Origin of the sequence: Brevundimonas phoenicis, assembly GCF_047237745.1 — a bacterium.
Classification (GTDB): Bacteria; Pseudomonadota; Alphaproteobacteria; order Caulobacterales; family Caulobacteraceae; genus Brevundimonas.
Map to the genome: position 1 here is coordinate 105,117 of NZ_JBDFLN010000001.1, position 11,611 is coordinate 116,727.

Annotated in this window: 13 protein-coding genes; 6 read left to right on the top strand and 7 right to left on the bottom strand. The window is 68.4% G+C overall.

Annotated features, from left to right (window positions below; translation table 11 throughout):
- Positions 1-17: 17 nt before the first annotated feature.
- Positions 18-587, bottom strand: a complete 570-nt coding sequence (hslV, locus tag ABC419_RS00490) for an ATP-dependent protease subunit HslV (protein ID WP_412876670.1) — start codon at positions 585-587, stop codon at positions 18-20.
- 166 nt (positions 588-753) lie between these two features.
- Here hslV and ABC419_RS00495 point away from each other — a divergent pair, with 166 nt between their 5' ends.
- Together ABC419_RS00495 and ABC419_RS00500 are read left to right on the top strand one after the other, a co-directional pair.
- Positions 754-1,164 (top strand): BLUF domain-containing protein, encoded by a 411-nt coding sequence (locus ABC419_RS00495; protein ID WP_200168262.1) that lies wholly within the window; start codon positions 754-756, stop codon positions 1,162-1,164.
- A 61-nt stretch (positions 1,165-1,225) separates the two neighbouring features.
- Complete coding sequence (locus tag ABC419_RS00500; protein WP_412877986.1) at positions 1,226-1,972, top strand: HesA/MoeB/ThiF family protein; 747 nt, start codon at positions 1,226-1,228, stop codon at positions 1,970-1,972.
- On the opposite strand, the gene ABC419_RS00505 is transcribed toward ABC419_RS00500, so the two are convergent.
- On the bottom strand, positions 1,969-2,955 hold the full coding sequence (locus ABC419_RS00505; protein ID WP_412876669.1) for a 2-hydroxyacid dehydrogenase: 987 nt from the start codon (positions 2,953-2,955) through the stop codon (positions 1,969-1,971). The two genes, ABC419_RS00500 and ABC419_RS00505, sit on opposite strands and share 4 nt — an antisense overlap.
- A gap of 119 nt (positions 2,956-3,074) precedes the next feature.
- Between ABC419_RS00505 and ABC419_RS00510 the strand changes: the two genes are divergently transcribed.
- The 3 genes from ABC419_RS00510 (at position 3,075) to fabB (ending at position 5,492) form a co-directional block, all read left to right on the top strand.
- On the top strand, positions 3,075-3,581 hold the full coding sequence (locus ABC419_RS00510) for an SH3 domain-containing protein (protein WP_292057392.1): 507 nt from the start codon (positions 3,075-3,077) through the stop codon (positions 3,579-3,581).
- Between the two features lie 79 nt (positions 3,582-3,660).
- Positions 3,661-4,200, top strand: a complete 540-nt coding sequence (gene fabA, locus ABC419_RS00515) for a 3-hydroxyacyl-[acyl-carrier-protein] dehydratase FabA (RefSeq protein WP_125899477.1) — start codon at positions 3,661-3,663, stop codon at positions 4,198-4,200.
- A 62-nt stretch (positions 4,201-4,262) separates the two neighbouring features.
- A complete protein-coding gene (gene fabB / locus ABC419_RS00520) occupies positions 4,263-5,492 on the top strand; it encodes a beta-ketoacyl-ACP synthase I (protein WP_412876668.1) in 1,230 nt (409 codons plus the stop codon).
- A 327-nt stretch (positions 5,493-5,819) separates the two neighbouring features.
- Here the strand turns inward: fabB and ABC419_RS00525 are convergent, their stop codons facing one another.
- Together ABC419_RS00525 and ABC419_RS00530 are read right to left on the bottom strand one after the other, a co-directional pair.
- Entirely contained in the window at positions 5,820-7,166 is a 1,347-nt protein-coding gene (locus ABC419_RS00525) for a S1C family serine protease (protein WP_412876667.1), read from the bottom strand.
- Between the two features lie 128 nt (positions 7,167-7,294).
- Positions 7,295-8,485 (bottom strand): acyl-CoA dehydrogenase, encoded by a 1,191-nt coding sequence (locus tag ABC419_RS00530; RefSeq protein ID WP_412876666.1) that lies wholly within the window; start codon positions 8,483-8,485, stop codon positions 7,295-7,297.
- A 157-nt stretch (positions 8,486-8,642) separates the two neighbouring features.
- Between ABC419_RS00530 and ABC419_RS00535 the strand changes: the two genes are divergently transcribed.
- Positions 8,643-8,909 carry a DUF6356 family protein gene (locus ABC419_RS00535; RefSeq protein WP_125899481.1) on the top strand — a complete coding sequence of 89 codons (267 nt, stop codon included), beginning with the start codon at positions 8,643-8,645 and terminating at the stop codon, positions 8,907-8,909.
- 14 nt (positions 8,910-8,923) lie between these two features.
- On the opposite strand, the gene ABC419_RS00540 is transcribed toward ABC419_RS00535, so the two are convergent.
- From ABC419_RS00540 to odhB, 3 genes are all read right to left on the bottom strand, one after another.
- Positions 8,924-9,442, bottom strand: coding sequence for a hypothetical protein (locus ABC419_RS00540; protein ID WP_412876665.1), 519 nt, complete (start codon positions 9,440-9,442; stop codon positions 8,924-8,926).
- Positions 9,443-9,516: 74 nt separating this feature from the next.
- On the bottom strand, positions 9,517-9,960 hold the full coding sequence (locus tag ABC419_RS00545) for a putative signal transducing protein (protein ID WP_368924295.1): 444 nt from the start codon (positions 9,958-9,960) through the stop codon (positions 9,517-9,519).
- Positions 9,961-10,051: 91 nt separating this feature from the next.
- Complete coding sequence (gene odhB, locus ABC419_RS00550; RefSeq protein WP_412876664.1) at positions 10,052-11,563, bottom strand: 2-oxoglutarate dehydrogenase complex dihydrolipoyllysine-residue succinyltransferase; 1,512 nt, start codon at positions 11,561-11,563, stop codon at positions 10,052-10,054.
- Between the last annotated feature and the right edge of the window lie 48 nt (positions 11,564-11,611).

Consider the following 11,611-nt stretch of genomic DNA (forward strand, 5'->3'; position numbering starts at 1 on the left):
CGGCGAGCGATAGCGCCCTACAGACTTTCAATGGTGAGATTGCCGTTGGTGTAGACGCAGATGTCGGCGGCGATCTTCATGGCCTTGCGGGCGATCTGCTCGGCGTCCAGCTCGGTGTGCTCGTCGATCAGGGCGCGGGCGGCGGCCAGGGCGTAGTTGCCGCCCGAGCCGACGGCGGCCACGCCGCATTCCGGCTCCAGCACGTCGCCGACGCCGGTGACGGTCAGAATGGTGTCCTTGTCGGCGACCAGCAGCATGGCCTCAAGCCGGCGCAGATAGCGGTCGGTGCGCCAGTCCTTGGCCAGTTCGACGCAGGCGCGGGCCAGTTGGTCCGGGTACTGCTCCAGCTTGGCTTCCAGCCGCTCGATCAGGGTCAGGGCGTCGGCCGTGGCTCCGGCGAAGCCCGCCAGCACCTTGCCGTTCGCCAGGGTGCGCACCTTGCGCGCCGCGCCCTTGACGATGGTCGGCCCCATGGAGACCTGGCCGTCGCCGGCGATGACGGTGCGGCCGTTCTTGCGCACCGCCAGAATGGTGGTGCCGTGCCAGTCGGGAAAGTTCGAGGCGCTCATGTTCATGGCGGATGACATGGCGAAGCCCGTCGCCCGCCGCAAGATCAGGCTTTGTCGCAACCGCCCGCACAAAGCTTAACCATAAGAGATTCTTAATCGGCCCATGACAGGGGAACGCCCCCGGCCGCCCCATCATCTCGCCGTCCGCGAGGCGGGGGAGGCTGCGCTTGCGTTTCGAGTTCCCTTGCCCCTGCACCGCGCCATCTATGTCAGCGACGCCGTCGGCGGCGCGGCGACCAGCCTTCTGATCCTGGCGGAGATCCTCGGCGAGTCCGAGCGCAACAACCGCCGCGAAGGCCTGACCAGCGCCCTGATGCGCCATGGCGGCCAGTTCCTTCAGCTCATCGAAGGCCGCCGGGCCGACATCGACCGCCTGATGGACCGGCTGCGGATCGATCCGCGCCATGAAAACCTGCGCCTGTTGTCCGACATGGCCGTGTCCGGCCGCCGGTTCGGCGACTGGCCCATGATTCTGGCTGATCTGACGCCCGAGGCGGCCCGCCTGTTGAACGGCGAGGCCCTGGACCAGCTCAGTCCCGCGCGCGCCGAGACCCTGCTGGCCCTGGCCGTCGGGGTCGCGCCCGTTCCGGCCTGACGCATCCGTCCGACTGCGCTAGACAGTCGGCGTGACCCAGCCTTCCGCCCCTCTCGCCCCCGTGCGCTTCTCCGACGAAGAGGTCGAGCGCTACGCCCGCCAACTGGTGCTGTCCGAGATCGGCGGCCCCGGCCAGCAGGCGCTGAAACGCGCCCGCGTGCTGATCGTCGGCATGGGCGGGGTGGGCAATCCGGCCGCCCTCTATCTGGCCGCCGCCGGGGTGGGGACGCTGGGCCTGATCGACGACGACACGGTCGCCCTGTCCAACCTGCAACGCCAGATCGCCTTCACCACCGACGACCCCGGCCGCGCCAAGGTCGAGGCGGGCGCCGAGCGCCTCAACGCCCTGAATCCACACGTCGCCGTCCAGACCTTCAACCAGCGCGTCACGCCGGACAGTGCGGCGGCTCTGATGCAGGACTTCGATCTGGCGCTGGACGGCACCGACGATTTCGAGACGCGACTGGCCGTCAACGCCGCCTGCGTGGCGGCGGGCAAGCCGCTGGTGTCCGGCGCCCTGGGCCGCTGGTCGGGGCAGGTGTCGGTGTTCGAGGGGCGACCCTGCTATCAGTGCCTGGTGCCCGAGATTCCTCCCGACGCCGAGACCTGCGCCCGCGTCGGCGTGGTCGGCGCCCTGGCCGGCGTCATCGGCGCCATGGCGGCGCTGGAGGCGATCAAGCTGATCACCGGCGCGGGCAAGCCGTTGACCGGCCGCCTGATGCTGTATGACGGCCTGGCCGGAAACAGCCGCGTCGTGAAGATCGCCGCCGACCCCGCCTGTCCCGTCTGCGGGTCAGCTCACGCCTAGAGCATCGCCGGGATGACGCGGTCAGGCGGGCGGTGCCCGTTCTGATAGGTCATGATGTTGGCGATCACGCGATCGCCCATGTCCTGACGCGCCTCAAGGGTGGCCGAGCCGAGGTGGGGCAGCAACACCACGTTCGCACGGCCGAGCAGACCCGGATGCACCTTGGGCTCGTTCTCAAACACATCCAGGCCGACGCCGAACAGGGCGCGGCGGTCCAGCGCCTCGACCAGGGCGGCTTCGTCGATCAGCTCGCCGCGCGCGGTGTTGACCACGATGGCGTGCGGCTGAAGCCGGGCCAGACGCTCGACCGACAGCAGGTGGTGCGTCTCTTTCGTCGCCGGGCAGTTCAGCGAGATGACGTCCATCCGCGCCAGCATCTGGTCCAGGTCGTCCCACCAGGTCGCGCCCAGCTCCTCGGCGATCATGTCGGGGACGGGCTTGCGGTTGTGATAGTGGACCTGCATGCCGAAGGCCTTGGCGCGGCGGGCCAGGGCCTGGCCGATGCGGCCCATGCCGACGATGCCCAAACGCTTGCCCCACAGCTTGCGGCCGCACATCCAGGTCGGGCTCCAGCCCTCGAAGCGGCCCTCGGCCACCACCTCGGCGCCTTCCACGATGCGGCGACTGACCGCCAGAATCAGGCTCATGCCCAGGTCGGCCGTGTCCTCGGTCAAGACGCCCGGCGTATTGGTGGCGATGATCCCACGCCCGACGGCGGCGTCGATGTCGATGTGATCCACGCCCGCGCCGAAATTGGCGATCATCTTCAACTGCTCGCCTGCGCCCGCGATCAGTTCGGCGTCCAGGTGATCGGTGATGGTCGGAACCAGCACTTCGGCCCGTTGCAGGGCGGCGGCCAAGTCGTCGCGCGACATCGGCCGGTCGGTCAGGTTCAATTCGGCGTCGAAAAGTTCGCGCATCCGCGTTTCGACGGCGTCAGGCAGGCGTCTGGTTAATACGACCTTAAGCTTGCGAGCGGACATAGGAGACCTGGGTTTTCCACGGGCGGCGCCCGTTCGGAACGGGTCGATATTCGGTGTCTAGCAAAGCTGCGGTCAGGATCAAAAGGGCGCCTCGCGTTGCGGCCCTCGCCGCTGTCCTCATGACCGGCGTTCTGTTGGCGGCGGGCTCGACCATGCCCGACGGCCGCCCGACCCCGACGGGGCTGGAGGTGCCGCGCTGGGTGACGCTGAAATCCTCGCAGGTGCGGGCGCGCCAGGGGCCGGGCCTCGACTACCGCATCCTGTGGGAATATCGCGCCGCGGGTCTGCCGGTGCAGGTGATCGCCGAGACGCGCGAATGGCGCAAGATCTGCGACCCGGAAGGGTCCGTCGCCTGGATCCACCGCACCGTCGCCTCGGGCCGCCGCAGCGTCTTCAACCGCTCGGACGAAGCGGTGCCGATCCGCACGGGCCGGTCCGAGACCGCCTCGGTCCGCGCCCTTTTGTCGCCGAACGCCCTGATCCCCCTGGACGAGTGCGAGGACGGCTGGTGCCGGGTGCGGGCGCGCAAGCTGCGCGGCTGGGTCGCCGAACGCGCCGTCTTCGGAACCCAGGAACGGGCCCTGTGCAACGCCGCCCGCCCGGCCGGCGCCGGCCGCGCCTCCTGATCCCATATGCTGACGCATGGTTGAGCGCGGCCTCTGGGTCGTGTAACCCGCCAGCAACACCTTTCGGAGCCGATTTCCCTTGAGCCAGTCGCAATATCCGTCGTCGTTCGATCACGAAGGCCTGCTGGCCTCGGGCCGGGGCGAGCTGTTCGGTCCGGGCAACGCCCAGCTGCCGGCCCCGCCCATGCTGATGTTCGACCGGATCAAGACCATCAGCGCCGACGGCGGCGACTACGGCAAGGGCTATGTCGAGGCGGAACTCGACATCAACCCGGACCTCTGGTTCTTCCAGTGCCACTTCATCGGCGATCCGGTCATGCCGGGCTGCCTGGGTCTGGACGCCATGTGGCAGTTGGTCGGCTTCTACCTCGGCTGGATCGGCGGACCGGGCAAGGGCCGCGCCCTGGGCGTCGGCGAGGTCAAGTTCACCGGCCAGGTGACGCCGGACGTCAAGAAGGTGGTCTATAAGGTCCACCTGAAGCGCGTCATCAACCGCAAGCTGGTCATGGGTATCGCCGACGGCGTGCTCGAAGCGGACGGCGAGGTCATCTATACTTGCGCTGACATGCGCGTCGGCCTGTTCGGCGGCGCGGCTCCGGTGGAACCGGACGCCGCCTGACCCCACTTGATGGATAGCCGCGGCCAACGCGGCGTCCGAAGACTTTGAGGATTGGAATCACCATGCGGCGTGTCGTCGTCACCGGACTGGGCATCGTCTCTTCCATCGGCACCGGCCAGGATCAGGTCGCGGCCTCCCTGCGCGACGCCAAGTCTGGCGTCCAGCACGCCGCCGACCACGCCAAATACGGCTTCCGCTCCCAGGTCTGGGCGCCCCCGGCCCTGGGCCACACGGCTGAAGACTGGGCGCCTCTGGTCGATCGTCGCGCCGCCCGCTTCCTGGCCAACGGCACGGCCTGGGCGCACATCGCCTTTGAAGAGGCCCTGAAGGACAGCGGCCTGTCCGCCGACGAGATCAAGAACGAGCGCATCGGCCTGATCGTCGGCGAGGGCGGCCCCTCGACCCAGGTCATCCTGCAGGCGGCGGCCACCACGGTCGAAAAGGGCTCGCCCAAGCGCGTCGGCCCCTTCGCCGTGCCCAAGGCCATGGCGTCCGGCCCTTCGGCCGTGCTGGCCACCTGGTTCGAGTTGAAGGGCGTCAATTATTCGATCAGTTCGGCCTGCGCGACCAGCGCCCACTGCATCGGCGCGGCCGCCGAACAGATCGCCTGGGGCAAGCAGGACGTGGTCTTCGCCGGCGGCTGCGAGGACATCGACTGGTCCATGTCGAACATGTTCGACGCCATGGGCGCCATGTCCTCCAACTTCAACGACACGCCCGACAAGGCCAGCCGCGCCTATGACACGACGCGCGACGGTTTCGTCATCGCCGGCGGCGCCGGCATCGTGGTGCTGGAAGAATACGAACGCGCCGTGGCGCGCGGCGCGACCATCTACGCCGAAGTCACCGGCTACGGCGCCAACTCGGACGGCTATGACATGGTGGCCCCCTCGGGCGAGGGCGCCGAGCGCTGCATGAAGATCGCGCTGGAGATGGCCGGTAATCCGAAGATCGACTACCTGAACCCGCACGGCACCTCGACGCCGGTCGGCGACAGCAAGGAAATGGGCGCGGTGCGCAACGTCTTCGGCGACGCCATGCCGATGATCTCCTCGACCAAGTCGCTGACGGGCCATTCGCTCGGCGCGGCGGGCGCGCAGGAAGCCATCTACTGCCTGTTGATGATGAAGCACGGCTTCGCCGCCGAGAGCGCCCACATCGAGAACCTAGACCCCGAGTTCGAGGGCATGCCGATCCTGCGTCAGCGCCACGACGGCGAACTGACGCATGTCATGTCCAACAGCTTCGGCTTCGGCGGCACCAACGCCACCCTGATCCTGTCCAAGGTCTAAGCTTCACCAATCGGGAAAATCCGAAACGACACGAAAACGCCCCCATTCGGTCCTTCGTCCGCCCGGAACGCTGATCAGAACTACATCATCGGCTCGTCGGAGTTCGGAAAAGTCCCGGATCCTGAACAGCCCCCCCAGCCCCCTGGATTTTTCCGCTTAGGGCTTCGGCGGGTCGATGCTTCCTCCAAGCGAGACGCCCGCGCCTGCCTCCCCTCCCCCTCCCGGCAGCGCGGGCGTTTTGCTGTCTGCTCCCTATCCGACGCACAAGACTTCGCCCGCGCGACGGGCGGTCACGCGGGCGATTCCGTAGAGCTTCAGACGGCGTGATCAGGCCGGCAGGTCGATCTCGACCCGTTCATTGTCGCGCAGGACGATAATCGGCACGACCGCCTCGCCCGCCGCCTGAAGCCGCTGGGCCAGATCCCTCATGTCCGCAATCTCGGCCCCGTTCGCCTGAACCACCACATCACCGGCCTGGAAGCCGGCGGCGGCGGCGGAAGACCCGGCCTCGACCACCGCGATCTGAGCCCCGCGTCCTGAAGCCGGATTGCGCACCGTCAGGCCGCGCGCCATGGCCGCTTGCGCGCCGACGCGCACCGGCGCCGGATCGGACGGCTCGATCGTCAGCCGGGTCGAGGCCTCTCGGCCGTCGCGCAGATAGACGACCGGCATCTGGGTTCCGGCGCGGGCGATGCCGACCGTGGCCTGGACCGAACCGGCGTTGGCCACCGGGCGGTCCTGGATGCGCGTCAGCACGTCGCCGGGCTTCAACCCCGCCTTCTCGCCCGCCGAGCCCGGCTCGACGTCATAGACCACGGCGCCGCGCACGATGTTCAGCCCGACCTCGCGCGCACGCTCGGCCGTCAGGGAGCCGAGACCGAGGCCGACGCGGCCGCGCTTGACCTCGCCGGTGGCGCGCAGTTGGTCGACCACGAACATCATGATGCGCGTCGGCACGGCGAAGGCGATGCCGTCGTTGCCGCCGCCGAAACCGCCCGACAGGATGGCGGTATTGATGCCGATCAAGCGGCCCCGGCTGTCCAGCAGCGGCCCGCCCGAATTGCCCGAGTTCACCGCCGCATCGGTCTGGATGTAGTCCTCGATGGCGTCGCCCATGCCCGAGCGGTTCAGGCCCGAGATGACGCCCATGGTCAGGGTCTGGTCCAGGCCCAGGGGATAGCCGACGGCGAAGGCCAGGTCGCCGCTGCGCAGGGTGTCGGAATCCACCGTCGCCACCTGCGCCAGGCCCGTGGCGTCGATCTTCAGCACGGCGATGTCCGTCGCCTTGTCGGCGCCGATGAGGGTGGCGTCGAACAGGCGGCCGTCGATCAGGTCGACCGTGAACTTCTGTCCGTTCTCGATGACGTGGTGGTTGGTGACGATGATGCCTTCGCGCGCGTCGATGATGACGCCCGATCCGCCCTGCGACGGCTTGGGATTGTTTTCCGAGCTGGGACCGCGCGACTGGCCCAGGGTCGTCACCTGGACCACGGCGGGCAGGCTTTGCTCCAGCCCGGCGGCGAAGGTGAAGACGCCGCGTCGGGCGTCATAGGGCATGGCCGCGACAGGCGACTGGACGGTGGTCGCCGTCGGGGCCACGGGCGCAGCCTGGGCCATGCCGCTGAAGCTGAAGATCGCCAGGGCGGCGCCGGCCAGCAGGCTGTGTTTGGTCATTCCGGTTTCCTTCAGGCGCCGACCGCCTTCGGCCGACAGACGGGCGAGCATCGCCGCCCCGCAGGCGAGACAAACGCGCGACAACGGCAAAGGATCGTCGCGTCGCGCGTTTTCTGCAACGCTTGGGATCAGAAGGCCGCTTCGCCCGTGATCGCACGGCCCAGGATCAGGGCGTGGACGTCGTGCGCGCCCTCATAGGTGTTGACCGTCTCCAGGTTCATGGCGTGGCGCATGACGTGCAGCTCGCCGGTGATCCCGGCCCCGCCGTGCATGTCGCGGGCCTCGCGCGCCACGGCCAGGGCCTTGCCGCAGTTGTTGCGCTTCATCAGGCTGATGGCCTCGGGAACCCAGGCACCCGTGTCCAGCAGACGGCCCAGGGCGTAGGCGCCCTCGAAACCCAAGAAGATCTCGGTCTGCATGTCCGCCAGCTTCTTCTGCACCAGCTGGCGCGACGACAGCGGGCGGCCGAACAGGGTGCGCTCGGCCACATAGTCGCGGCTGGCGTGGAAGCAGAACTCGGCCGCGCCCATGGCGCCCCAGGCGATGCCGAAGCGCGCCTTGTTCAGGCAAGAGAACGGCCCCCGCAGGCCCTGGACGCCCGGCAGCAAGTTGGCTTCCGGCACGAAGACGTCGTTCAGGCCGATGTCGCCCGTCACGGAGGCGCGCAAACTGAGCTTGTCGCCGATCTTGCCCGTGGTGAAGCCGTCGAAGTCGCGCTCGACGATGAAGCCGCGGATCACGCCGTCAAGCTTGGCCCAGACGATGGCCAGGTCGGCGATGGGCGAGTTGGTGATCCAGTATTTGCCGCCGTTCAGGCGATAGCCGCCCTGAACCGCGACCGCCGTGGTCTTCATCGAGGCCGGGTCCGACCCGCCGTCCGCCTCGGTCAGGCCGAAGCAGCCGACCAGCTCGCCCGCCGCCATCTTCGGCAGGAACTTCGTCTTCTGCTCTTCGGAACCGAAGGCGTAGATCGGATACATGGCCAGGGACGACTGCACCGACATGGCCGAACGATAGCCGCTGTCGATCGCCTCGACCTCGCGGGCGATCAGGCCATAGGCGACGTGCGACGCTTCGGAACCGCCGTACTGTTCCGGCAGCATGGCGCCCAGGAAGCCCATCTCGCCCATCTCGGTCATGATCGCGCGATCGAACACCTCGTCGCGGAAGGCGGCGACGACGCGCGGCAGCAGGGCCTCGCGCGCATAGGATCGCGCCGCATCCTGAACCATCCGCTCCTCGTCGGTCAGACGGCCCGTCAGGTCGAAGGGGTCTTCCCAGCGGAAGGTCTGGGCGGAAGTGGTCTTGCCGTCGGCCATGTGTCGTCCTCTTGAGCATCAGAGAGGAGGCTTCTCCGCGCCCGCGTCACGCGGGGTTGAAGCGGCGTGACGAAGCGCCCTCTGTTCCTGGCGCGGGTTTAGGCCAGAATGCGGCGGCCGGGTAGAGGGACCGGCGCGAACACGCTAGGCTGTCTTCATGTCGAACGCTTTCAACCGCCTGTTCCGCGATCACCCGCGTGAGGTCGATGAGACCTATCTCGAGCATATGGCCGCTTCGTCGCGCTTCGGCTTCAAGCTGATGCGCCTGGCCGGATGCGCCTTCATCCATGCGGTGACGCCGGGTCTGCACAAGACGACCGTATCTGACGCCATTCGCGGCATGGCCCACGACATGGGCGGCCGCGCCGCAGAAGCCCGCGAATGCCGCATGCGCGACGCGGGCGTCTGGGACGTCGGCCTCTAGCCCCTGACGCGCCGTCAGTCCGGCGTCTGGGTGCGGCTGTAGAAGCCCGAGATGTCAGAGCCCATGCCGCAGAAGCGGTTGGCGGCCGTGCTGTCCTCGACAAAGGCGCCTTCCGGACCCACGCGCACCTTCACCACCGGCGCGTCGGCGCCGATGTCGGCCGCCGTCAGTTCATTCAGCTCGCCTTCGAACGGGATCAGCTTGGCGTGGATGACATCGTCGCGGTCCTGAGCGCCGCGCGCCTGAAGCTCGCAATCGGCCGCCGTGGCCCCGCCGTTCGGAACGCCCCCGGCGCGGATCAGCACGCGCCATTCGGCGCCTTCCTCGATCAGCTTGAGATCGGCCTGGGCCGGATCGGTGCGGCGGAAGTCGGCGCTTCTCTCGGCGACAGCCGGGGCCGTTGCGGGGGCCGTCGCCGCAGCGTCTTCCGCCTTAGGCGCGGCGGCGGGCGCCTCGGCCGGGGCCGGCCCGCAGGCCATGAGCGCAGCCGCCAGGGTCAGGGCGCCGGACGCAGGGATCAGATTGAGACGCAAGCAAACTCTCCATCACAAGGAAGCGGGGCGAAGCTCCGTTATTTTCAATGCGCCCGTCAACCGCCCGCAACGCCTCAACCCAGGGCGCCGTTCACCGACGCCCATAAATAGGCGCTCCCGGACAGCAGCAGGATCGCCGCAATCAGCGCCAGGCCCGCCCACTGCAGCGCGTTGAAGCGCCGCGGCATGGCCGTGCCGACAAAGCCGGCCCCGGTCGCGAAGGCGAACAGGGCCAGTCCGCGCGACGCCGTGCGAACCGTCGAATCCGGCCCGTCCAGATCATCGCCTTCATCGGTCGCGAATTCCCCGTTCCCGGCGCGCGCCAGCAGGTCGCGCGCCCGCGCCGCCTGATCCGCCCGTCCCATCAGCCGGATGCCCAGGGCGCGCTGCATCAAGGGATCGACCGTGGTCTGGAACCGCTCGGTCACCGACACCTCGATGTCGTGCGACGACAGGAAGGCGGCGGCCAGATCGGCCTCATAGACGTCTTGATAGCGGGCGATCTCGACCAGGCTCATGGCGGCAGCCTAACACGCCTGCAGGACGCGCAATTGAAAACGGCGAGATCCGAAGATCCCGCCGTCGTCAGTCGTTCGCGTGGTGCGGAGCTTACAGGTCCAGCAGGGCGCGCGCCGGGTCTTCCAGCAGCTCCTTGATGCGGACCAGGAAGGTCACGGCTTCCTTGCCGTCGACGATGCGGTGATCGTAGCTGAGGGCCAGGTACATCATCGGACGGATCTTGACCTCGCCGTTGATGGCCATCGGGCGCTGCACGATGTTGTGCATGCCCAGGATGCCCGACTGCGGCGCGTTCAGGATCGGCGTCGACATCAGCGAGCCATAGGTGCCGCCGTTGGTGATGGTGAAGGTGCCGCCCTGCATCTGATCCATGGTCAGGGCGCCGTCACGGGCAGCCTTGCCCAGGGCGCCGATGCCCTTCTCGATGCCGGCCAGCGACAGGGCGTCGGCGTCGCGCAGAACCGGAACCACCAGGCCCTTGTCGGTGCCGACGGCGATGCCGATGTCGTAGTGGTTCTTGTAGATGATGTCCGTGCCGTCGATCTCGGCGTTGACGGCCGGGATTTCGTGCAGGGCCTGAACCACGGCCTTGGTGAAGAAGGACATGAAGCCCAGCTTCACGCCGTGGCGCTTCTCGAAGACCTCCTTGTACTGGGCGCGCAGGGCCATGACGTTGGTCATGTCCACCTCGTTGAAGGTGGTCAGCTGGGCGGCCGTGTTCTGGGATTCCTTCAGGCGACGGGCGATGGTCTGACGCAGGCGCGTCATCTTCACCCGCTCTTCGCGCGGTTGGTCGGCGCGCGCCGCGGCCGGGGCGGCCGCGGCGGGCGCAGCCGGAGCGGCGGCGCCGATGGCGGCGATGGCGTCGGCCTTAGTGATGTTGCCCTTCGGACCTGAGGCCGACAGCGAGGCCGGGTTGATGTTGTTTTCCGACACCACGCGCTGGACGGCGGGCGACAGATGGGTCGAGGTCGGAACCTGGGCCGAACCGGCGTTGGCCGGGGCGGCGGCCGGGGCCGGTGCAGCAGCCGCCGGAGCAGCCGCAGCGGCCGCGCCCGAGGCGGCGACCGAACCGATCACCTGACCAGGGGTCACGGTGTCGCCGTCGGCGGCGATGATGGTCAGGACGCCGGCGGCCGGGGCCGAGACTTCCACGGCCACCTTGTCGGTCTCGATCTCGACCAGCAGCTCGTCCTTGGCGACAGTGTCGCCCGACTTCTTCAACCAGGTTCCGATCGAGCCTTCGGCGACGCTCTCGCCCATGGTCGGCACGGCGATGTCGACCGCAGCGCCGCCCGAAGCGGCCGGAGCGGCGGCCGGAGCCGCAGCCGCCGGAGCCGGAGCCGGAGCCGAGGCGGCGGCCGCGCCGCCTTCGCTCACCGAGCCCAGCACCGTGCCGGGAACGACGGTGTCGCCGTCATTGGCGTTGATCGCCGACAGCACGCCGTCGGCGGGGGCGACGACTTCGAGTGAGACCTTGTCGGTTTCCAGCTCAACCAGGACTTCGTCCTTCTTCACGGCGTCGCCGACCTTCTTGGTCCACTTGGCGATGGAGGCTTCGGCGACGGATTCACCGAGGGCGGGGGTCAGGATATCGGCCATCTTCAGTGTCTTTTCGTGTCTGAACTTTGCTTGTCTTTTAGGTCAGGC

Bases quoted from the DNA above. Each gene is read 5' to 3' on its own strand.
- hslV (WP_412876670.1), bottom strand. From the start codon at position 587: ATGTCATCCGCCATGAACATGAGCGCCTCGAACTTTCCCGACTGGCAC.
- ABC419_RS00505 (WP_412876669.1), bottom strand. From the start codon at position 2,955: ATGTCCGCTCGCAAGCTTAAGGTCGTATTAACCAGACGCCTGCCTGAC.
- ABC419_RS00510 (WP_292057392.1), top strand. From the start codon at position 3,075: ATGACCGGCGTTCTGTTGGCGGCGGGCTCGACCATGCCCGACGGCCGC.
- fabB (WP_412876668.1), top strand. From the start codon at position 4,263: ATGCGGCGTGTCGTCGTCACCGGACTGGGCATCGTCTCTTCCATCGGC.
- ABC419_RS00525 (WP_412876667.1), bottom strand. From the start codon at position 7,166: ATGACCAAACACAGCCTGCTGGCCGGCGCCGCCCTGGCGATCTTCAGC.
- ABC419_RS00530 (WP_412876666.1), bottom strand. From the start codon at position 8,485: ATGGCCGACGGCAAGACCACTTCCGCCCAGACCTTCCGCTGGGAAGAC.
- ABC419_RS00535 (WP_125899481.1), top strand. From the start codon at position 8,643: ATGTCGAACGCTTTCAACCGCCTGTTCCGCGATCACCCGCGTGAGGTC.
- ABC419_RS00545 (WP_368924295.1), bottom strand. From the start codon at position 9,960: ATGAGCCTGGTCGAGATCGCCCGCTATCAAGACGTCTATGAGGCCGAT.
- odhB (WP_412876664.1), bottom strand. From the start codon at position 11,563: ATGGCCGATATCCTGACCCCCGCCCTCGGTGAATCCGTCGCCGAAGCC.